This window comes from Paenibacillus sp. UNC217MF (genome assembly GCF_000686865.1).
GTDB classification, from domain to species: domain Bacteria; phylum Bacillota; class Bacilli; order Paenibacillales; family Paenibacillaceae; genus Paenibacillus_B; species Paenibacillus_B suaedae.
The window spans coordinates 164,682-186,141 of the sequence record NZ_JMLT01000008.1 but is presented as its reverse complement, the minus strand read 5'-3'; the positions used below and the strand labels follow the sequence as shown (position 1 = coordinate 186,141).

General features: G+C 46.6%; 19 protein-coding genes and 1 pseudogene. 15 read left to right on the top strand and 5 right to left on the bottom strand.

Going from position 1 to position 21,460, the window contains the following annotated elements; all coding sequences use genetic code 11:
• Positions 1 to 61: 61 nt before the first annotated feature.
• The 5 genes and pseudogenes from BP95_RS29505 to BP95_RS0104320 all read left to right on the top strand — a co-directional run bounded on the left by BP95_RS29505 (position 62) and on the right by BP95_RS0104320 (position 6,098).
• Positions 62 to 3,250, top strand: a pseudogene (locus tag BP95_RS29505) (bifunctional cytochrome P450/NADPH--P450 reductase).
• A complete protein-coding gene (locus BP95_RS32900; RefSeq protein ID WP_139170708.1) occupies positions 3,190 to 3,447 on the top strand; it encodes a hypothetical protein in 258 nt (85 codons plus the stop codon). The pseudogene BP95_RS29505 and the gene BP95_RS32900 overlap by 61 nt, the downstream one beginning before the upstream one ends.
• Before the next feature lie 53 nt (positions 3,448 to 3,500).
• On the top strand, positions 3,501 to 4,079 hold the full coding sequence (locus tag BP95_RS0104330) for a hypothetical protein (RefSeq protein WP_028531491.1): 579 nt from the start codon (positions 3,501 to 3,503) through the stop codon (positions 4,077 to 4,079).
• A 3-nt stretch (positions 4,080 to 4,082) separates the two neighbouring features.
• Entirely contained in the window at positions 4,083 to 5,228 is a 1,146-nt protein-coding gene (locus tag BP95_RS0104325; protein WP_028531490.1) for an AI-2E family transporter, read from the top strand.
• A 378-nt stretch (positions 5,229 to 5,606) separates the two neighbouring features.
• The gene (locus tag BP95_RS0104320; protein WP_036590961.1) at positions 5,607 to 6,098 is read left to right on the top strand and encodes a C40 family peptidase; all 492 of its coding nucleotides are present in this window, start codon (positions 5,607 to 5,609) and stop codon (positions 6,096 to 6,098) included.
• 58 nt (positions 6,099 to 6,156) lie between these two features.
• On the opposite strand, the gene BP95_RS0104315 is transcribed toward BP95_RS0104320, so the two are convergent.
• From BP95_RS0104315 to BP95_RS0104305, 3 genes are all read right to left on the bottom strand, one after another.
• Complete coding sequence (locus tag BP95_RS0104315) at positions 6,157 to 7,560, bottom strand: sensor histidine kinase (RefSeq protein ID WP_021253667.1); 1,404 nt, start codon at positions 7,558 to 7,560, stop codon at positions 6,157 to 6,159.
• A 16-nt stretch (positions 7,561 to 7,576) separates the two neighbouring features.
• Positions 7,577 to 8,266: a response regulator transcription factor gene (locus BP95_RS0104310; protein WP_021253666.1), complete on the bottom strand. Its 690-nt coding sequence runs from the start codon at positions 8,264 to 8,266 to the stop codon at positions 7,577 to 7,579.
• A 126-nt stretch (positions 8,267 to 8,392) separates the two neighbouring features.
• Positions 8,393 to 10,483: a serine hydrolase domain-containing protein gene (locus BP95_RS0104305; protein WP_021253665.1), complete on the bottom strand. Its 2,091-nt coding sequence runs from the start codon at positions 10,481 to 10,483 to the stop codon at positions 8,393 to 8,395.
• Positions 10,484 to 10,893: 410 nt separating this feature from the next.
• Here BP95_RS0104305 and BP95_RS0104300 point away from each other — a divergent pair, with 410 nt between their 5' ends.
• The 6 genes from BP95_RS0104300 to BP95_RS0104275 all read left to right on the top strand — a co-directional run bounded on the left by BP95_RS0104300 (position 10,894) and on the right by BP95_RS0104275 (position 16,841).
• Positions 10,894 to 12,282 carry a TldD/PmbA family protein gene (locus BP95_RS0104300; RefSeq protein ID WP_028531487.1) on the top strand — a complete coding sequence of 463 codons (1,389 nt, stop codon included), beginning with the start codon at positions 10,894 to 10,896 and terminating at the stop codon, positions 12,280 to 12,282.
• Positions 12,283 to 12,285: 3 nt separating this feature from the next.
• Positions 12,286 to 13,635 (top strand): TldD/PmbA family protein, encoded by a 1,350-nt coding sequence (locus BP95_RS0104295; protein ID WP_021253663.1) that lies wholly within the window; start codon positions 12,286 to 12,288, stop codon positions 13,633 to 13,635.
• A gap of 105 nt (positions 13,636 to 13,740) precedes the next feature.
• On the top strand, positions 13,741 to 15,084 hold the full coding sequence (gene brnQ / locus BP95_RS0104290) for a branched-chain amino acid transport system II carrier protein (RefSeq protein WP_028531485.1): 1,344 nt from the start codon (positions 13,741 to 13,743) through the stop codon (positions 15,082 to 15,084).
• A 166-nt stretch (positions 15,085 to 15,250) separates the two neighbouring features.
• Positions 15,251 to 15,781 carry a GNAT family N-acetyltransferase gene (locus tag BP95_RS0104285; RefSeq protein ID WP_021253661.1) on the top strand — a complete coding sequence of 177 codons (531 nt, stop codon included), beginning with the start codon at positions 15,251 to 15,253 and terminating at the stop codon, positions 15,779 to 15,781.
• Between the two features lie 213 nt (positions 15,782 to 15,994).
• Positions 15,995 to 16,504 carry a hypothetical protein gene (locus BP95_RS0104280; protein WP_021253660.1) on the top strand — a complete coding sequence of 170 codons (510 nt, stop codon included), beginning with the start codon at positions 15,995 to 15,997 and terminating at the stop codon, positions 16,502 to 16,504.
• Positions 16,505 to 16,538: 34 nt separating this feature from the next.
• Positions 16,539 to 16,841 (top strand): antibiotic biosynthesis monooxygenase family protein, encoded by a 303-nt coding sequence (locus BP95_RS0104275; protein ID WP_021253659.1) that lies wholly within the window; start codon positions 16,539 to 16,541, stop codon positions 16,839 to 16,841.
• Positions 16,842 to 16,848: 7 nt separating this feature from the next.
• On the opposite strand, the gene BP95_RS0104270 is transcribed toward BP95_RS0104275, so the two are convergent.
• Positions 16,849 to 17,538, bottom strand: a complete 690-nt coding sequence (locus tag BP95_RS0104270) for a DUF421 domain-containing protein (RefSeq protein ID WP_028531483.1) — start codon at positions 17,536 to 17,538, stop codon at positions 16,849 to 16,851.
• A gap of 174 nt (positions 17,539 to 17,712) precedes the next feature.
• On the opposite strand from BP95_RS0104270, the gene BP95_RS0104265 reads away from it, so the two are divergent.
• From BP95_RS0104265 to BP95_RS0104255, 3 genes are all read left to right on the top strand, one after another.
• Positions 17,713 to 18,783, top strand: coding sequence for a hypothetical protein (locus BP95_RS0104265; protein ID WP_021253657.1), 1,071 nt, complete (start codon positions 17,713 to 17,715; stop codon positions 18,781 to 18,783).
• 33 nt (positions 18,784 to 18,816) lie between these two features.
• Positions 18,817 to 19,425 carry a DUF1697 domain-containing protein gene (locus BP95_RS0104260; RefSeq protein WP_231515037.1) on the top strand — a complete coding sequence of 203 codons (609 nt, stop codon included), beginning with the start codon at positions 18,817 to 18,819 and terminating at the stop codon, positions 19,423 to 19,425.
• 92 nt (positions 19,426 to 19,517) lie between these two features.
• Positions 19,518 to 19,862, top strand: a complete 345-nt coding sequence (locus tag BP95_RS0104255; RefSeq protein ID WP_021253655.1) for an ArsR/SmtB family transcription factor — start codon at positions 19,518 to 19,520, stop codon at positions 19,860 to 19,862.
• 43 nt (positions 19,863 to 19,905) lie between these two features.
• On the opposite strand, the gene BP95_RS0104250 is transcribed toward BP95_RS0104255, so the two are convergent.
• Positions 19,906 to 20,280, bottom strand: a complete 375-nt coding sequence (locus BP95_RS0104250; RefSeq protein ID WP_028531481.1) for a VOC family protein — start codon at positions 20,278 to 20,280, stop codon at positions 19,906 to 19,908.
• Between the two features lie 181 nt (positions 20,281 to 20,461).
• Here BP95_RS0104250 and BP95_RS0104245 point away from each other — a divergent pair, with 181 nt between their 5' ends.
• On the top strand, positions 20,462 to 21,397 hold the full coding sequence (locus tag BP95_RS0104245; RefSeq protein WP_028531480.1) for a DMT family transporter: 936 nt from the start codon (positions 20,462 to 20,464) through the stop codon (positions 21,395 to 21,397).
• Positions 21,398 to 21,460: the final 63 nt, after the last annotated feature.

Sequence of the window (21,460 nt, the reverse complement as noted above, 5' to 3'; positions counted from 1 at the left end):
AAATAATAGACTGAAAGGATATACGCTTTGATATGTCTATTAGTAAGGAGTAGATACCGCAATGTCAGAATCAAATTCATCCCATATTCCTCAGCCGAAGACATTTGGTCTGCTGGGAAATTTGCCGCAGCTGAACTTAGAAGCTCCAGTTCAATCCATGGTACAGTTGGCTGAGGAGTATGGCCCTATATTTCGCATTGATTTGCCGGGGAGGAGCGAAATTTTTATCTCTGGTCATGAGTTGGTAAAGGATGCGTGCGACGAATCGCGCTTCGATAAAAACGTATGGGCGCCCTTGCGCAGTGTGCGGGCATTTACCGGCGACGGACTGTTCACAAGCGAAACAGAAGAGCCGAACTGGCGGAAGGCGCACAATATATTGCTGCCGAGCTTTAGCCAATCGGCTATGCGCGGTTACCATGAGATGATGGTTGATATTGCGGTGCAGCTTATCCAAAAATGGTCGAGGCTGAATCCGGATGAAAGTATCGATGTGCCTGAAGACATGACCCGTCTGACACTCGATACGATTGGTCTCTGTGGATTCAATTATCGATTCAACAGCTTCTATCGCGATCAGCCCCATCCGTTTATTACAAGCATGGTTCGCGCGTTAAGCGAAGCAATGCATCAGCTTTAGCGCCTCAATATTCAAGATAAGCTCATGGTAGTCACGAAGCGGCAGTATCGGCATGACATCCAGTTTATGTACTCGCTCGTAGACAAAATCATTGCGGAGCGGAAGGAGCAGCCGGATGAAGCTGGTCAGGATTTGTTGAGCCATATGCTTAACGGAAAAGATCCAGCAACCGGGGAGTCATTAGATGACGAGAATATCCGATACCAGATTATTACGTTTCTAATCGCGGGTCACGAGACGACAAGCGGCCTGCTGTCGTTCGCAATCTATTACTTACTGAAGCATCCCGAATGCTTGCAGAAGGCTTACAAGGAAGTGGATCGTGTGTTGACGGATCCTGTTCCGACGTATGCACAAGTGAGACAATTGCCATACATACGGATGATACTTAATGAATCACTTCGCTTATGGCCGACCGCCCCGGCTTTCTCACTATTTGCGAAGGAGGATACACTGCTGGCTGGCAAATACCCGCTTGCAAAGGGCGAGAGTGTGAATGTCCTTGTACCGAGGCTTCATCGAGACCGTGCTGTATGGGGTGAGGATGCAGAGCAATTCCGACCCGAACGCTTTGAAGACCCGAGCCAAATTCCTCATCATGCCTACAAGCCGTTCGGCAATGGTCAACGCGCGTGTATCGGGCAGCAGTTCGCGCTGCAAGAGGCTGCGCTCGTTTTGGGCATGGTGCTCAAGCATTTTGAGATAATCGATCATACCAACTATCAGCTGAAGGTGAAGGAAGCACTGACGCTGAAGCCTGACGATTTTCGGATTCGCATTCGGCTGCGGAAACAACTGGGGGCAGGGACTTTGTCTGCAAAAGGAGGGCTGGGTGGCGAATCAGAATCGCATGAAAGTGCTCAACAACAGGCTCCATTGGCCGAAGCCCACGACACTCCGCTGCTCGTCCTATACGGCTCCAATCTCGGAACGGCCGAGGGCATTGCCCGCGAGCTGGCGGATGAGGGACGCTACCAGGGATTCCGCAGTGAGGTCGCTCCACTAAATGACTATGTAGGCAAGCTCCCGAAGACGGGGGCCCTCCTCATTGTAACCTCTTCCTACAACGGCAGGCCGCCAAGCAATGCACAGGCATTCGTGGAGTGGCTCGAGCAGATTGACGATGGCGAGCTGGAAGGTGTCCGCTATTCCGTATTTGGATGTGGGGATCATAACTGGGCCAGCACCTATCAAGATGTACCGCGATTCGTTGACGAGCAGATGCAGAAAAAGGGTGCTGAACGGCTGATGATTCGGGGCGAAGGGGATGCGAGCGGCGACTTTGAGCTGAATGTCGAGAGCTGGCGTTCCAAGCTGTGGCCAGATATGATGAATGCGCTAGGATTACAGCTGAGCAAGCAATCTGAAGCCGTTCGCAGCACGCTTACCGTGGAATTCGTAAAGGATTATGCAGGCAGCAGGCTTGCCAATTCGTATGAAGCGGTTCATGCCGAGGTTGTAAGCAATCGTGAGTTACAGCAGGCAGGAAGCGGGCGCAGTACCCGTCATATCGAGATCGCACTCCCTGATGGAGTCACCTATGAGGAAGGCGATCATTTGGGAGTGCTGCCGCGCAATCATACTTCTCAGGTGAATCGCGTGCTGCAAAGATTCGCGCTGAACGGCAGCGATCATCTGATCGTTAATGCAAGCGGACGCAGTGCGGCTCATCTGCCTACAGGCCAACCGGTTAGCCTGTCCGATTTGTTTAGTCATAGTGTAGAATTGCAGGAAGCTGCGACCCGGGCTCAGCTTCGTGAATTGGCGTCTTATACAGCATGCCCGCCTCATAGACGTGAGTTGGAATCGCTTCTAGACGACGATAAGTATGTAGCTGAAGTGCTGCGCAAACGGGTTTCCATGCTTGATTTGCTTGAGAAATACGAAGCTTGCGAGATGCCGTTCGAGCGTTTTTTAGAACTGCTGCCTCCGCTCAAGGCTCGATACTATTCCATTTCCAGTTCACCTCACATTCAGGAGAAGCAGGCGAGCATCACGGTCGGGGTCGTCCTCGGCCCGGCTTGGAGCGGCATGGGAGAATATCGTGGAGTTGCCTCCAATTATTTGGCTTCGCGTGAAGCCGGCGACTCGATTCTAATGTTCGTACGGACACCTGAATCCAAATTCCAGCCCCCTGCCGATCCTGCAACGCCGATCATCATGGTTGGACCTGGAACCGGGGTGGCACCTTTCCGCGGCTTTTTGCAGGCTAGACAGGCGCTGCAGCAAGAAGGAAAATCGCTTGGACAAGCGATCCTCTATTACGGCTGCCGGAATGAAGCAGATTACTTATATCGTGAGGAACTGGAGAGATTCGTGCAGGATGGAATTGTGACCGTGCATACCGCCTTCTCGCGTAAAGAAGGTGAGGCTAAAACGTATGTCCAGCACATTATAGCTCAGCATGCGGAACAAATCGTAGAATTACTGGATAAGGGAGCCCACTTATATATCTGCGGAGATGGAAGCAAAATGGCGCCTGATGTGGAAGCTGCTGTGCGGCAAGCTTTTCAGAACGTGCATCGTGTTCATGAGGAGGAGGCGAAGCATTGGCTGGAACGTTTGCAAGCGGAAGGGAAATTCGCAAAGGATGTGTGGTCTGGTTTGTAGCATCAGACCATAAGGCTGCACCATCTATGGTCGTCTGGATATACACCATTTCATCGGATGGTTGGGAATTTGCGCAGAGGAAAGAAACAACTAGCAATGACAGAGAAAACGACGATGTTGTCGTTGCATGTCATTGCTTTTTTAATGCAGAAAATGCTTCAAAATGTCTTTCTCAACTGATTAATTATTTGTGGTAATATGTGGGTAGGTGTGCAATTGAAATTGAGAAGCGAAAAAAGGAGGAATGGAGTTGACTGTACATCACATAAAAAGAAAGTTTCTTGCTGGTGTGCTGCTTGTTTTTGCTTTGCTGGGATGGAGTGTCAATATTGATGATACCGCTGCTGCTGCGAAATCAAAATATGCAGTTCAGCTAGGAAATGCAACGGTACCACAAAATGAGATATTGAATGAGCATGGGATGATCCTAGTTCCACTATCCACAATAACGGGTTCTATGGGGCTCGACATGTCCTATGCTTTTCAACCGGGATTATATGATTATCATGTATACGCTATACCGCAGAAGACCAAGACAGTCGAAGTTTGGGGGAATGACTATCGTGGATATTGGGTCAGCACACATCCGAATGGCAAGGAGGAGTACGAAGATTACACCCATGTTTATCAACCAGATCAGGATTGTGCTCCAAACTCGGATGTCTGTAGAGTGTTGAAGAAGTCATACCGCGGACCAATCATCCGAGACGGCCAACTGTATGTACAAGTACGATGGGTTGCGCAAGCATTTGATTGGAATTTAACAATCATTCCGCATGGGAAGGGGCAATTCGTGATTAAGATTACATCCAACACTGAGGGGAGCTAATGCATGGAGAAACGATCAACAAGGCCAGGCCGAATGTTAACGTTCATCTTGAATCATAGATTGATCTCGTTTTTGTTGATTGTGTTGTTAGTTAGTTTGAACGTGTTACTTTTCACGAAAATCTCATTTATCTTTTCTCCATTCATTATTTTCATTAAGACAGTACTGTTTCCAGTGCTTTTAGCAGGTGTGCTCTATTACTTGCTGAATCCGATCGTTGATCTTCTGGAACAATGGAGAGTCAAACGATTCATATCCATTCTCATTCTCTATATTCTCATTATCGGCATTATTACGGTCGTCGTTCTTGCTGTTATTCCTGTCATTAAGAAGCAAGTTATGGACTTGATTGCCAACTTTCCAGGGTTTAGCACCCAGATTGAGACGTTGTTCCGCGACATGATCGGCAGTGAGTTCTTCAACCGTATCCAGCAGAGCATCGATATTAATTCCAGCAACTTCGTAAGCTCCTTGTCCGAGCGGGCTACCTCGCTCTTAAACAACACATTCAATGGAATCGGTGGATTTCTAGGTGCAGTCACCGAAACGATTCTCGGCCTTGTCATCGTTCCATTCGTTCTTTTCTATTTACTGAAGGATGGCCGGCGGCTGCCTGATTATATCCTTACATTTTTGCCGACTACGCTGCGCAAGCAATCCCATCAAGTGATGTCCGAGATGAATAATCAAATCAGTTCCTACATACGGGGTCAGATTATTGTAAGCTTCTGCATCGGCATCTTACTGTATGCGGGCTATTTAATCATTGGGCTTGAATATTCACTAATTCTAGCAGTAATTGCAGCTTGTACGAGTATTGTACCGTATTTGGGCCCTGCAATTGCAATCACACCCGCGATGATCGTGGCGCTTGTCACTTCACCGATGATGCTGCTGAAAATGATCATCGTCTGGACGATTGTCCAATTGGTGGAAGGGAAGTTCATTTCGCCACAAATTATGGGGAAGACACTCCGCATTCATCCGATTACGATCATTTTCGTCATCCTGACAGCCGGCAACCTGTTCGGTGTAGTGGGCATTATTCTGGCTGTGCCTGGGTATGCAGTGCTCAAGGTTGTTGTTACGCATTTATTTGACTGGTTCAAGCGCCGCTCTAATCTCTATGACGATCATCTTACGATGTAAGTTGACTCTGCAGCTTGGGCAATTGATAAAATTCATATGCAGCGCCATTTCAACGTTTGTATGCGATGAGATGGCGCTGTTTCATGTGTTCATCGCTTATTCTGCATCCTGAGATAACGGCAGTTGCTGCATCGCAAAATTTTGATGATCTAGTATCAAATCTATTTATTTTTTATCCTGCCAAAGGAGGGACGATCACAACGACCTATTTGTCAAGAAGAGAGAGATGAGAAATTTATAATGTTGCTCTAATAGATTACAAAAAAGTAAACAACAGCAATGTTTCAGCTCTTCTCTAGAAAATAATGGATAAAAATTATGTGTTATGGTATGTAACGTCGCTGGTGAGCACATCAGCACTATCCATTTTTCTGGGAGATGAGAATATTGTTGAATAAAAAGAAGTTTGGAAAAATATTTGTATGCGTAACATTAACATTGTCCTTTGCACTGTCAGCAGGTGCAGTAATGCCTGTTCAAACAGCTAGCGCGGCTTCTACATCGCAAAGCTCCAAGGCAGACAAAATTATAGCAACAGGGAAAAAATACTTAGGTGTTAAATATAAATTCGGTGCCAAGTCGGGAAGCACGAAAGCATTCGACTGCTCTTCGTTCACACAATATGTATATGGCAAACACGGAATCAAGCTTCCACGCACATCGAAGCAGCAATCCAAGGTTGGGGTTGCAGTTAGCAAAAAGAATATGAAGAAGGGTGATCTCCTGTTCTTCTACTCTCCGGTTCATCATGTAGGAATCTATATGGGCAATGGAAAAATCTTACACACTTATGGCAAGGGCGGAGTAAGAATTGACAACTTGAGCAAGTGGGAGTCCCGCTTGACGAAAGTTCGTCGTGTAATTAAATAGTTTATAATGGACAAGCCTAAAGCAATACGATGTACTGCTTTAGGCTTGTTGTATGTTCTCAGGCGTTGTGCGAGTACGGTATGCACACAATAAATGTGCTGCCCTGTCCGATCGTGCTCTCAACTCGAATGGTGCCATGATGCTGCTCTACGAGCTCCTTCGCAATGGGCAGCCCTAAGCCCGTGCCTCCCGTTACGCGAGAGCGAGCCTTATCGACTCGATAAAATCGATCGAAAATTTTATCTAATTCTTCTTCGGGTATGCCAATTCCGGAATCCGATACTCGAAGGCATGCATTTTCTTTCTCTTGATAGACGGCAACTTCGATCCAGCCCAGGTCATTGGTATACCTTATGGCATTTTCAATGAGAATAATGGCAACCTGGCGCAATTGTTCCTTATCCCCATGTACATAAGCAGCCTTATTCAGATGCAAACGCAAGGAAATTTTGGAATCGGATTTCCATAGCTGCTTTATTGCTTCTCGGACAATGTCGGTAAGATTCACTTGTTCCTTCGGTGAGGGGCTTTTGCCTGAACGGGCTAACGTCAGTAGCTGAACAATAAGCCGCTGCATGCGCTGGCTCTCTAGGTCTAGCGAATCCAGTGATTTTTGCAGAACCTCAGCATTTTGATTCCCCCAGCGCTTCAGCAGCTTCACATGACCACGAAACGCGGTCAGCGGAGTACGGAGCTCGTGTGAAGCATTTGTAATAAAGTTCATCTCCCGTTCAATCAGTTCTTCATGCTCATCTAACAACTGATTGAAGCGCTCCGCCAATTTCGTTAGCTCCACCGGCGTTTTCGGGACATGAACCCTCTGCCTTAAATTCGGTGAATTCTTCATCTGAACAATTGAATTCATTATGCTGAACAGGGGGGAGAGGTTCCTTCTTGTTATTTGATAAATAAGCAGCGATCCTGCTGTTGAGCTGGCAAGTGCAGTAATGACAAGTACTTTAGTAATAATGAGCAAGATGCGTTCAATGGAGTGGAGCTGAACATGAATATAGATTCGACCGACCTGCCCATTGGTTTGATTCCATATGACTTCATCTCTGATGAACAGTCCATAATCGGTGTTCCACTGCACGGTATCAAACCATCGGAATCGATTTTTCTGTTCGGCGAGGAAAGCCTCGTCCCAGTTGCGAGTTTGTGCTAATATGCGTCCATCAGAGGACACAATTTGAACATCATAGTTCGCGTGATCGGGGTATAGCAGTTCATCGAGAAGGGATTGCCACTCCAGAAAGCCATCTTGAATACTTTCCCTTAGTTTGCGTTCGACGGCGAAAAGTTCCTGCTTGGAGTCTTGGAGCAACAGATGGGTGACTGCACCCATAATAGAGATCCCGATTAACAGAATGACAGCTAATAGGCTAAGAACATACCAGATCGTGAAGCGGAACATTAACGTATTGGCAGAATGCTTAAGCTGCTGGATAAGTGACTTGAACATGATCATTTCTGATTCCTTATGGTTCACGCAGCACATATCCGACACCGCGAACGGTCTGGATTAACTTATGCTGATAGCCGCGATCCAGCTTGTTGCGCAAATATCGGATATAGACATCGACGACATTCGTCTCACCAACAAAGTCATAACCCCACACAGAGGACAATAGCTGTTCACGGCCAATCACTTCACCGAGATGTTCCATTAGGTATTGAAGTAATTCGAACTCACGCTGCGTTAATTCGATTCGATCCCCAGCACGGGTTACAACTCTTTTCTTCACATCCAAGATGAGATCGGCGAGCTGGTATACTTCCTTCTCTTCCGGATTAGCGGCATGGTTGGGGCGTCGTAAAGCGGTGCGTATGCGGGCAAGCAGCTCCTCAATCTCGAACGGCTTCGTAATATAATCATCTGCACCTGTATCGAGACCAGCAATGATATCTCCAACATAATCACGAGCAGATAAGAGGATAATTGGGACATCACTGACGCGCCGAATTCTCCGGCATACTTCAAGGCCGTTCAGCTTGGGCAGCATCCAGTCTAGCAGGATGAGGCTCCACTCGCCTTGTTGAAAGAATTCTAATGCTTGTTCCCCGTCTACAGCGACAAGTACCTCGTACCCTTCATGCTCAAGTTCAAGCTGGATGAATTGAGATACACTTTGTTCATCTTCGACTAGTAATATGGAGTGGGCTGACATGTGTTCACCACGTTTACACAAAGTTTTCCTATAGTATGACCTTGGGGTTGGGAATGCATTCTAGACTGCTGGAAAAGGAAATAGCTCTCGTCGCAACGTAGAGATTCGACGAGAGCTATCTTGTGGTTAGCGCGGAATCGGCTGAGCAAGCAATGTGCTGATCAAGGCAGCTGCTTCTTGCTTGAGCATGCTGCGTTTGGATTCATAATTCAGAGTGCCGTCTGCGTTAGCTTTAATTTCGGGCCCGTATTTGTGCATAGCGGCAGCATACTTGACACCGTCTAATGCCCAGACGTCAGTATCACCAACCAGTTTCGCTTCTTGCACTGGAGATCCGAACGCTTGGGCGATTCGCCACGCAATCATTGCCGCTTCTTGCCGTTGAATGGGTTGATCAGGTCGGAAGAGCTCACCTGATGCTCCGGTGATAAGCCCCAGCTCATACGCCGTTTGAACGTCTTTGGCAGCCCAGTGGCCTTTCATATCGGTGAAGGAGACTGCGTTCAACGAAGGCTGCATGCGCAAGCACTGCATGAGCATGGAGACGAATTCAGCCCTCGTAATGGTAGAGGAGGGACGGAACTGTCCTTGATGTTCGGATACTCCACTCCTCATCATGATATCTTGAATGTATCCATAATACGGATGATTCTTGTCGATATCTGAATAGAGGACTTTAGGAACAGTGAGCTTCTCGAACCATGCTACGTTGCTGTTATCCATGTAGGAAATTTCCCCATTGTCTTCCTGTTTGAAGCCAACTAACTTTCCATGATCCGTACGGAACAGCCATGGTTCGATCTGAGTCAATGTATGGGTTCCGTAGAATGGATCGATAAGGGATAATTTTTTGTCAGATTGCTCAGCAATTTGAACGACCTGGATGCCCATCCGAAGATTACGGTAGTGGCCAACTAGCTTGCTTTTCATCTCTTGCGAGGGCTCTGTTTGCGGTGGGGCTGGGCGTTTGTCCGGATAATAGTGATTCATAAAGGAACGAAAAACCGTGTTGCGATAATCTACACTAGAGTCTTCGTTGGAATTGTATGCGACCAAAAAGCCGACATTTTGTTCTGGCAAGAGACTTAACCAAGAGCCGAACCCTGGAAGATTTCCACCCTTGCTTATGACGGTTTCACCATGATAGGCTTCTTGAAACAAGGATTCGAAGCCGTATGTCGTATTCGGAATTTTCGGATGAGCGGATACACGGATTTTTACCATCTCGCGTACGGTTTCAGGCTGTAAGATTCGCTGCCCCTTGTACGTACCGCCATTTAAAAGCGCGATCATAAATTTAGCCATATCCGCACCGGTTGATACAAGGCTCCCGTCGGGGCCGTCTGCGGGAGATACCTCGTAATAAGGAAGAACTTCACCTGTCTTCTTATAGCTTGTCGCTAGATCCTTCTTAGCATCAGGCGTCATCACGAAGCTGCTGTTCGTCATTCCAAGAGGCTGCAAAATATGCTGCATGCCATATTCATGGAAAGGAGCTCCAGTTATGCGCTCAACGAGATAGCCTTGAAGGCGAAAGGCGAAATTGTCATAGCTGTATACAGTGCCTGGCTTGCGTACAACCGTTGGCATATACTTGCGAATATACTCAGCATTCGTCTTGACTGCCATGTCGTCCGGAGCTTCAGGGTAATCGAAACCAGTCGTGTGCGTCATGAGATGCTCAGCTGTTAATGACCCTTCGACTTTTCGAGGAATGGCGACATCCCCCATGTACGCGCTGATGTCTTTCTTCAGATCAATCTTACCCTGCTCGGCGAGCTGAAGCAGGGCCAATGATGCGAAGGGCTTCGTTATGGAAGCAAATCTTAGAATCGTATGATCGGGATCCATGGACTTTTTGGTTTCTACATCTGCATAGCCATACCCTTTGCTTAATAAGACTTGCCCATCCTTGACGACGATAAAGACAGCTCCCGGAAGCTTCTTCAATGAAGGTGAAGAAAATAACTTGTCAGCAAAAGCTTCAACCTCCTTAGGATCGGAGGGGCCGTTAGTCACGATTGATGGGTTCGAGGCTTGTGTGTTCCGTACTACTGTGCTTGCGGACGGGGAAGATTCTGTACTCGAATCAGCCGCATACGCAGGAGCGACAGTTGTGAGTGCCACGGCAAGTGAGAGTATTATCATCAGCTTCCGAGCACGACGATGATTCGGATTAGGGCTGGCAGATGTTCTTTCTGAAGAATGTGGTTGCATGTTTCTCTCCTCCAATATGGATAAGGATTAATGGAGACTGAACTTGCGAGTACATATGAGACTGTGTCACTCTTGCACGGTACTTCAATTGCTGAGCATCTATTTGCGCTGCTTTTAATAAATATGAGACTCATGCTGAAAATTTTCTTACTTGCATGAAGGAGATAGATGGAGTTAATGTGGGTTAACCATTCTTTTTTTTGTTGGTTTGAGTTGGTTATGATAGAAATCATAGTATAATCATTTACATATAGAAGAGAGGCATTCATCGAGTTACCTGTCGAGCTACACGAATTAATAGGCTACGCGTCATCGGAGATGTTACGAAAATGGTTCGTTAGGGATATCCTCTGCTTCGACATACATACATATGCAACTAAGAAATCTAGCTTACAAGGAGGGCACAGTTTATGCTTCATCCGTCGTTAATTGAGAATGTGCTTACCGCCGCTTTAGCAACTGGCGGGGATTTTGCTGAGGTATTTATGGAAGATCAGACGACGTCTAGCTTGGGGATGATTGGTGGGATCGTAGAACATGCACTTGGCGGTCGAGATTATGGCGTCGGCATACGCATATTCAACGGGGTGTTCGCGGTATATGCGTATACGAATGATTGCACCGCAGATAATCTGATCAAGGTAGCTGCTTCAGCTGCACAAGCGATCCGTGGTCAAACCAGAGATATTGTGATTGATTTACGTCGAGCGAGCATCGTTGATCATCATCCGGTTCTTATTCCACCGAATGAAGTGGGAAAGGGACGCAAGATAGAATGGATGAGACGTGCGCATGCATCATCCATGGCATACAGCCCAGCGATTACGCAAACCTCGATAGCACTGAATAACTGGGTACAAGATATTTGCATTGCCAATTCCGAAGGACTGTTGGTGGAAGATCGCAGAACCTACACGAGAATGAGCTTCAACTCAATTGCTGAAGCGGGGGGCGTCAAGCAAGGAGGATACGTCGCTCCTGGTGCTCACGCGGGTCTGGAGTTAATCGAGTCGATGGATATTGATTGGTACGCTAGAGAAGCGTCCCGCATCGCGACTACGATGGTAGGCGCCGGCTATGCGCCGAGCGGCAAGCTGCCGGTTATTATCGATAATGCCTTTGGTGGTGTCCTATTCCATGAGGCATGCGGACATGGACTTGAGGCGACAGCTGTTGCGAAGAAGGCTTCTGTGTTCGCCGACAAGCTCGGTGAACAAGTGGCGTCTCCACTTGTAACCGCGATCGATGACGGGACGATTCCGAATGCTTGGGGCTCGCTGAATATCGACGATGAAGGATCGCCAACACAGCGTAATGTGCTCATCGAGAATGGGGTGCTGAAGGGCTATCTGATTGATAAGCTGGGCAGCCGCAAGATGGGAATGCCGTCAACGGGATCTGGCCGCCGGCAATCCTATCAATTTGCACCGACCTCCCGCATGAATAACACGTACATTGCAGCAGGTCATTCCACACCAGAAGAGATTATTGCCAATACAGAGTATGGCCTGTATGCCAAGACAATGGGCGGAGGCTCCGTGAATACAGCGACAGGTGAATTCAATTTTGCGGTCAATGAAGGCTACATCGTGCGCAACGGAAAGATCGAAGAACCGGTCAAAGGTGCAACGCTCATCGGCAAGGGAATCGATGTTCTCCAGAAAATTGATATGGTAGGCAACAATCTAGATCACGGTCAAGGCATGTGCGGCTCATTGAGCGGCAGTATTCCCGTCAATTGCGGTCAGCCAATGCTTCGTGTATCTAGCATGACGGTCGGCGGAAGAAAGGGGGAATAAACGATGGCATTGGAGATTGCAGCATTTCAACAGCATCTATTTGAAGAAGGGCGTAAACAAGGCTGCGTGAAGATGGAAGTCTATTATGAACAGACTCGTTCAACTTCTGTGCGTGTCTCTAAGGGAGATATCGACGCATTTACAATTAAGGAGACGGGCGGCGTCTCATTTCGCGGCGAATTCAACGGCAAAATGGGCAATGCCTATTCGGAAAAATTAGAAACGGATGTCATTGCATTTCTGATAGAAGAAGCAAGAAGTAATGCGCATGCACTCGAAAGCAGCGAAATAGACAAGTTGTTCCCTGGAGCACCCACTTATCAGCAGGTCAAAACCCATGAAGCGGAGCTGCTGCTTACGGCACCACAGCTTCTCATTGATGCAGCAATTGACATGGAGCGAATCGCGCTAGCATCCGATGAACGGATTACCTTAGTGAGAAGCTCTTCTGTTACGCTCACTGAGAATGAGGTCATGATCGCTAATACAGAGGGGTTGAATTGTAGCGCATCATACAGCACTGCAGTTGGCAGCCTATCCGTTGTGGCGACACAATCTGGCCAGACGACGACAGGCGATTGGTTCGATTACTCCATGGAACGCTTCGAGGATATTGACTTCGAGGCTATTGCTCACAAGGCAGTTGAGGAAGCGGTGTCGAAGCTGGGGGCGGATACCATATTGTCTGATCAATATCCAGTCATCTTCCGCCATGATGCAGCCAGCAAGCTGCTAGGTTCCTATACGTCCATCTTCTCAGCAGAGGCGGTAAATAAGGGCTTCTCAGGCTTGAAGGATAAGATCGGCGAGCAGATAGCGGGAAGTAATGTCACCCTTGTGGATGACCCGCTCATGAATGGCGTTCTGGGTGCTTGCTCGTTCGATGCAGAGGGGTATGCCTGCACATGTACGGAAGTGATTAAGGAAGGCAAGCTGCTCACTTATTTGCATAATGGGAAGACGGCAAGCAAGGCAGGTTTGGTCTCGACAGGTCATGCCTCTAAGGGCGGGTACCGCGGTAAAATCGGTATTGCGCCTCACAATATGTATGTACTTCCAGGTTCGACGGCGCTTGAGGACATGATTGCAGGCATGGAGAGAGGTGTAATGATTGTACAACTCCAAGGTCTGCACGCGGGGACGAATGCCGTATCCGGCGAATTCTCGTTATCCTGCACCGGCTTCCTTATCGAGCAGGGGAGAGTCGTACGTCCTGTCAATCAAATCACGGTATCCGGCAACTTGTTCGAGATGTTGAAGCAGATAGAGGTTGTAGGCAGTGATATCCGATTCACAGGCAGATGTAATGCGCCATCACTGAAGGTAAAGGGCTTGACGATCTCAGGAGCATAAATCTGAAGCAAATGCAACACAGGAATTGGATTTGACAGGAAAGAAGCCCGCTTTCTATAATGAATTTCTATAATAAGGTCGGTAGATAACAGCAGGAGATGCAGCATGACTGAACTATCAAAAAAAGAAACGTTTGTTTTTGGGTTAATGTTATTTGCTTTATTCTTTGGTGCAGGTAATCTCATATTCCCACCTGCGGTGGGATATGCGGCAGGTTCAAGTGTATGGCAGGCGATGGTAGGGTTCTTAATTACCTCAGTAGGACTGCCGATTCTAGGTGTTGCAGCAATCGCTAAATCTGGTGATTTGCAGTCGCTTACAAATCGCGTCCATCCAGGATTTGGGTTTGTGTTTACGCTTATTACGTATTTAGCGCTAGGGCCGTTTCTCGTCATTCCGCGTGCCGGCAGCGTAGCGTTTGAGATGGGAACAATCCCACTCCTTCCAGAGCCGCTTCGAACAAGCGGTTGGTCATTATTGACGTATTCCGTGATTTATTTTGTCATCAGCTATTGGTTGTGCTTGAATCCATCGAAGCTGTTCGAGCGCATCGGAAAAATACTGACACCGATATTGTTGGTGATGATTATTATCGTCTTCATTCAGAGTTTATTCCATCCGCTCGGGGACTATGGTGTGCCTGCAGAAGGGTATGCACAATTTGCTGCTTTTAAGGGTGGTATAGATGGTTACTCAACGATGGATGCCTTGTCTGCTCTATTGCTTGGTAGTGTCGTCGTATCGGCAATACGCAAGCGTGGTGTTACGAACACACAGAAGCTGTCTGCCATCACGATTAAGGCTGGGCTGATCGCAGGAGTATGTCTCGCCATCATTTACATGATGATCGGGTACCTTGGATCCACGAGCCATTCTGTAATCGAAGGGGCTGCGAATGGCGGTCAAATATTGACTGCAATCGTGCTATTCTTATTTGGCAAATGGGGCACCGTACTGCTTGGGATTGTATTCCTTCTTGCTTGCTTAACGACTTCGGTCGGCCTGTTGGCAGCGTGTGGAGAGTACTTCCATTCCATTATGCCGCGGATTTCGTATAACAAGTGGATTGGAATCTTATGTGTCGTAAGTGTAGCCGTAACCAATTTGGGGCTTGATCAGATTATTTCATTTTCAGCGCCAATCGTGTCCGCCATTTACCCACTTACCATTGTTCTTATCATTTTGGCGTTGCTTCATCGCATGTTCCATGGACATTCAGCCGTATATATTGGCAGCTTGCTCGCAACTGCATTAATCAGCATTGCGGATGGCTTGAAGCAGGCGAATTTCGAAATGGGGGCGGTGGAGAGACTGTACAGCCATCTCCCGTGGTATACGGCTGGACTTGGCTGGGTCGTTCCTGCCATTGCGGGGGCACTTATCGGCTATTTGTGGGCATTTGCTCGCAAGGAATCACAGGATAGTCAGCCAACGGAAGCAATTGAATAATAGTAGAGTGAGTATAAGCTTAATTTCCTTAGTTAGGGGATTAAGCTTTTTTTTCATCTCGCTGTATGAATTAGCAGAAGGAATACACGAACGGGGAGCGAATAGAATCAGGATATGTTGTCGAGCATTTGCTTAGGCAGTATGTAAGAAAGGGGATCAAGATACGATGATCGTGAAAATGACACATTCGAATAGGGATGATTACAATAAGCCAAACGACGACGGATTTACTGTGATTGGTCGGATTGTTCCCACCTATAAAAATGACACATGGTCTTATACAGAAGAACGATTTGATGAGCCGTATTTCAAGCAATATGAAGAGGAAGAATTTGATAACTGTTATATAGAGGACGAAGATAAGGCAGTGTTCTTCTATTACGGGGAGGACAGCTGCGTCGGACAAATGAAAATTTGTTCAAACTGGAATGGATTTGCGCTCATTGAACATATTCAAGTTGCAGCAGCTTGGAGGCATAAGGGAATTGGAACTGCATTATTGAAGACGGCTGTGGAATGGGCGATGCAAAATAACTGTGCGGGTCTTATGCTTGAGACACAGGATGTGAACATTCAAGCGTGTCGCTTATATGCCAAGTATGGCTTTGTCATTGGCGCAGTAGACAATATGATGTATGCGAATTTTGCAACTGCGAAGGAAAGAGCGATTATTTGGTATTATAAGTTCTCGCGTTAGTTGTAAGGGATACATAACGGCTAGGTGAAGCCTCCTTCTCATAAGGAAGGCTTTTTTTGTTGCGCTGAAATAGTGCCTTTGTGTTGAAGCATGTGTTTTCGATTCGCTCTAATAAATGTGTTCGTAAGGTAGAATTACCGACCCTGAACATAAATGTGTCTTTAATGTGAAAAATATGTGTCAATTCCGTTAACGTTAATGGTATAATAAGGAATGACAACAAAGAAACTTCATACAACCTATCATGCATATCAGAATGGGGCGGATGAAATGAATTATCAGGTGAAGGTTCCTACGCGAACAAAAGCGATATTGGGTGGCTCTCTGTTATTCAGTGCCGGAATGCTGCAAATTGCGGCCATGACAGAGCGGACATTTCCTGTATTGTTCTTCATGCAGATGGCGGTTATTGGCATTGTCATAATGTCATTGATAGCGGGAGCATACGCGACATGGGTTAAGCGGACAGTCGAAATCCATCCAACTTCAGACACGATTCGCTTGCATGGCAATGTGTATCATGCAAATGAGATCGAATCCATTAAGATAAAAGGCGTCAATTCCCCTGCAATCGGTATACAATTAAAATCGAAGCATATAATTCCGTTGAAATGTTGTTTTTCCTTCACGAAGGGAGATCAGCGTGGAAATGATGAGCTTCTGAAGTGGGCGGAACGCAATGGCGTTCCCGTGAAGCAAACATACTTCATTACGTGGATTTAACAAGATAGGATATGCTAGGGAAGGAGGCGCTGAAATGATTCGAGAAGTTGCAACATTATCCATTAAGGCTGGTATGCGCAATGATTTCGAAAGCGCCTTCCGTCATGCATCTTCGATATTGGAAGCTGCAAGAGGGTATATCACACATGAATTGCATAAATGTGTAGAGGCAGCCGATCGATACATGGTGATTGTGCAGTGGCACTCTTTGAAAGAGCATGCGGTTGGTTTTCGTCATACCGTGCAATATGAACAATGGAATGCGCTGCTGGAAGCTTATTATGAGTCACCTCCACAGGTGGAGCATTATGTGCAAATCCCGGTTCACTTGAAGTAGTGTGTTATCATTTCATGTTGTCTACTCTTTTGTCTATATACAGCGTGCCGTCACGTTGTATCTCCGCATAGAAGATTTCCTCGATTTGCTCGGGAGAGCATCCTGCTTTACGCAGCGCTTGGCTTAACCATTCCTTCGTCAGGTTAAGGTCAAGGAGATTTTTATAGACGATGGAGCCATCAACGATAATCTCGGTAGGCATATACAATGTAGGCTGCACGCACACTTTCAGGTCCTCTTTCGTAGGGGACTCTTTTTCGGCTTTTTTGAGCACACTCATTCGTCCATGCGGTTCCAGAATTGCATAATCAACATCTTGAATGGAGAAGACATCCTTTTCGCGAAGCAGCATGCTAATATCGTCCATATTGAGATGCATGGACGCCATTGCTTTTTCGAGAATCTTTCCTTTTTTAATGACAATGGTAGGTTCACCGTCTAAGAGTACGCGAATACGTGGGAACTTTAAGGACAGCTTACCGATCCCTATTGTCAGCAGGCTCCATACTGTTAAGCTTATGATTCCGTCAACAATGGAAATATGAGTCTCAATTGCGATATCCGCAGCGATAGAACCGAATGTGATTCCAGTGATGTAGTTGAATAAAGTAATGTGGCTCATTTGTTTTTTGCCTAGCAATCGGCTAAATGCAAGCAAAGAGATGAAAGCAAATATAGTACGAGCTATGATGTCCACGGATGCACGCTCCTTTGTAATTGGAGTTTGTCCCACCCTCTTTGATATTATTCGAATATAAGTCCTGACTACGGATACATAGAGTACGTTCTTTGCAGCAAAAGGCTAAGTGATCATCCATCTACATAGGATATAGGGTTGCTGAAGCTGCTATAGATGAGGGGGATATACATAATGGCTTGTCAACAAGAAGATTTGACCGTTGATATAATAAATGTACCTACTTCTGTATTTGTTGATGTAGAAAGTGCGTTCGCCAGTGATCAACGCCGCTTACTGGTTAGCGATAATCCTGAGATATTAAATGAGTCCTCATTCCCGGGGACAGCGTGTACCTTATGGCATGATATCGTGTGCTCCGATGAGGAATCTGTCACGCATCGCCTATTCGGATGGCATCGCAATGAAACAGGACAGCCGCTGCAGCTGGGGGTGACTGTACAAAACCTGTCTACATCTACCCGGATAGCCATTCAGCATATCCGCAGGGATATCCATATTCAGCCAGTGTCAGATCAGATGATTCAAGTAGGACAATGTCTTGCAAAGTCTTGTTTAAGCGGAACGCTGGATCATTATACTTCCGTAGACCAACACGCAGATGTGACTAGCACAGCAATGATTGAGTCGGTAAGGCTGGATACCAACTATTTTGCAGGGTTCATCTATGAGTTCACGATAGAACGGGATTCAGGGGCAGGGGAGATGGAGTATGCGATCCGTACAGTCGCAAGTCGGGACGTCACTGCCGATATAAGACTCATTCATTCAGATCCGTTGACTCCGTACGGCACTCATCCTAGAGGAAGCTGGCCTTATGCCGAGGTTCATGCTAGTATGCCTGCCTATGTTATAGGGACAGAGCGTGTATACCGTGTATGTGCCCGAAAGAAGATGACTGGAGAAATGGCTTCTGACTTTTTGTTTGCCGCAAGTGCAAGCGAATTACGGGAAGGTGCGGTTGATAATACCGGTCAATTCGGTGCTATTTACTTGGTGGATATTCCGCTGCATAATGATACGGAGGAAGAAGCGGTTGTTCGCATTTATGTAAATCCTCGAGGGGGAGCATTCGCAGGGGCTATATTCGTTGATGGAAAAGTAATCGGTGTACCGCTCATGATGGACAACACGAATGTATGCTTGATTGCGAAGGTTGTGGCTCCTGTTGGTGTTCGTACCTTTCAATGCAAATTGATGACGGCAGGGGAATCCAATTTACCGCTCGGCATTTATTTGAAGTAGTGGTTTGAAGTTTTGTGTGAAGTAGTTATGGAAATGAAGAAGATACTGAGGGATGTGGTCGGACCGATGCAAATGTATGTCGGGTTACTGCGTGGAGTTAACGTAGGTGGCAAAAACAAGATAAAAATGGCAGATTTGAAGCTTCTTCTTGGAAATATGGGACTTACCCATGTACGAACGCTGCTGCAGAGCGGCAATGTTGTATTTGCTTCATCAGAAGCAAGGGAATGGCTAGAAGCACGAATTCAGGAGGAAATAGGGAATGCATTTGGCTTCAAGCCGAACGTCATGCTGCGGACGACCCAGGAAATGAAGGCTATTGTAGCTGAATGTCCGTATGATGCAGCTGTGCTGAAGGAAGGAGAGGGTATTCAGATTACAATGTGCAAGGACGAGCCTTCGCCTGACACCGCCAGTATATTGTCTAAGGGTATGCAAGAAGTTGATGAATTCCAGATACAAGGCCGTGAGATATATTGTTTGTATCGCCAGAGTGTCCTAGATTCGAAGCTGGCAAATAATTTTCAAAAGTTAGGATCGAATGTAACGACACGGAATTGGAATACCATGACGAAACTTGCGGCGCTTGCGGGTGAACTTGATGATTTCCTGCAGCGTGAGAATGGCAATGGAAATGATTAATCTATTGGTTCGTGCGATGGAGATTTACTCTATTGACAAAATGGGTATTTTCACATCATAATATGTAATGTTTAAACATATAAACATACGAGGTGAGAATCATCGCGACTGAGCACGGACAATATGATTGCAGCAGTAACAAAGAGCAGGTGCTGGAGAAGTTCCAGCAGGCGACACCCATCTTTCAAGCGCTTGGAGACACGAATCGGCAGCAGATCATTATACTCCTGCTTGAACATAGCGCTCTGAATGTGAACCAAATCACCGAACATATGGAGATATCGAGACCGGCTGTCTCGCACCATCTGAAAATCTTAAGACAAGCCGGGCTCATCACGTTCGACAAGCAGGCGAATGAGAAGCTGTATTCCTTGCGTGCAGGGGGATTTATGACGACGATTAAAGAGTTGATGCTGTCCATTGAAGCGGGAGTATAACCAATGAAGGCATATTGGTTCGGATAGAAGAATGCGTATCGTGTTACAGGTACTCCATGAATTCAAGTCGATTTCCAAATGGATCGTTTACATAGAAGCGAATTACATCTTCTTCTATCCGGGCGGAGTCGTCGGTCACTTCAATATGATGCTGCAGGAGATGGGACTGTAAGGATTCAAGATTGGTAATAACGAAGGCGGGATGAGCTTTTGTCGCAGGAATGAAGTCTTGCTGCACGCCGATATGGACTTGGTGATTTCCGCATTGGAACCATACACCTCCACGCTGCTGAAGAGCTTCGGGCTTCGGAATCTCTGCCCAGCCCAATAATTCGTGATAGAATTTCCGTGCTACGGATTCACATTCGACGGGGGCGGCTAACTGGATATGGTCAAGACCAAGAAAGATGTGGGACATGAGTAACCTCCTTTGTTGTTCCATTCTGTGGAACACAGTTTCAATTTCCTAATCCTATTATATAGGATCAAGATGTAAGATCCAATGGGTAAAGTGTTTCTGTGCAAGAAGTGCTTATTTTTTTTGCTAAATATGTTTAAATGTTTAAACATATTATCTAATTAAAGGGTGAACAATTATCATGAGTAATCAAAAGTCTAACCGAAGCATTTATGTGCTTATGCTGCTCGTGCCGTTATTTTGGGGTGGATCATTTTCTACAGCAGCTCATGTCATTACCGAGATTCCTCCACTCGTAGCCGCAACGATTCGATTTGCATTGGCAGGGATGATCTTAGCGGTGCTGCTCACGATGCGATCAGAGTGGAATATCCGTGCATGGAGGGATAATTGGAAGGGGCTTCTCATTGTATCGCTTACGGGAATTTTCGGATACAATGCGTTGTTCTTTATGGCGCTGCATTATACGTCTGCAATTAACGGTTCACTCATCATTGCGACGATGCCGCTGTTCGTATCGCTTGGTGCGATGTTATTCTTCAAGGAACGATGGAGCGGCAAGTTTGGGATTAGCCTTGTGCTGTCCTTCATCGGTGTGGTTATCGTAATTACGAAGGGCTCATGGCACCGATTAGCTAGCTTGTCCTTCAACGAAGGAGATTTATTGTTTCTGGCAGCATTAATGTGCGGGGTCATATATAGTCTTGTTGGGAAAAAGGTAGTGCATGATGTCTCTCCCTTGTTCACGACTACAGTAATGACCTTGTTAGGTTCTCTGTTTCTGGGAGTCAGTTCGCTATTTGAAGGGGGTTGGGGTAAAGTTCCCGATATGTCTCTGCAAGGTTGGACGGAGATGGCGTATATGGTCGTATGCGGTACACTTATTGGTTATATTATTTTCAACCTTGGCGTGCAGCAAATCGGTGCGAGCAAGGCGAGCATATACTTGAACTTGACGCCAATCGTAACCTCACTATTGTCCGTATGGCTGTACGGCGACAGCATGACGTGGTCGATTGCTGTGGGTCTTGTCTTCGTGCTGGCAGGTGTATGCTTGGCAACCATTCAGCCGAGACGAAGAACTAGAACATCAATCATCGGTCAATCGGTGAAGTGATAGAAGATGAGACGTGGTCATATACCGTAAATCGAAGGTAGATAATGAATATGCAACACTCTG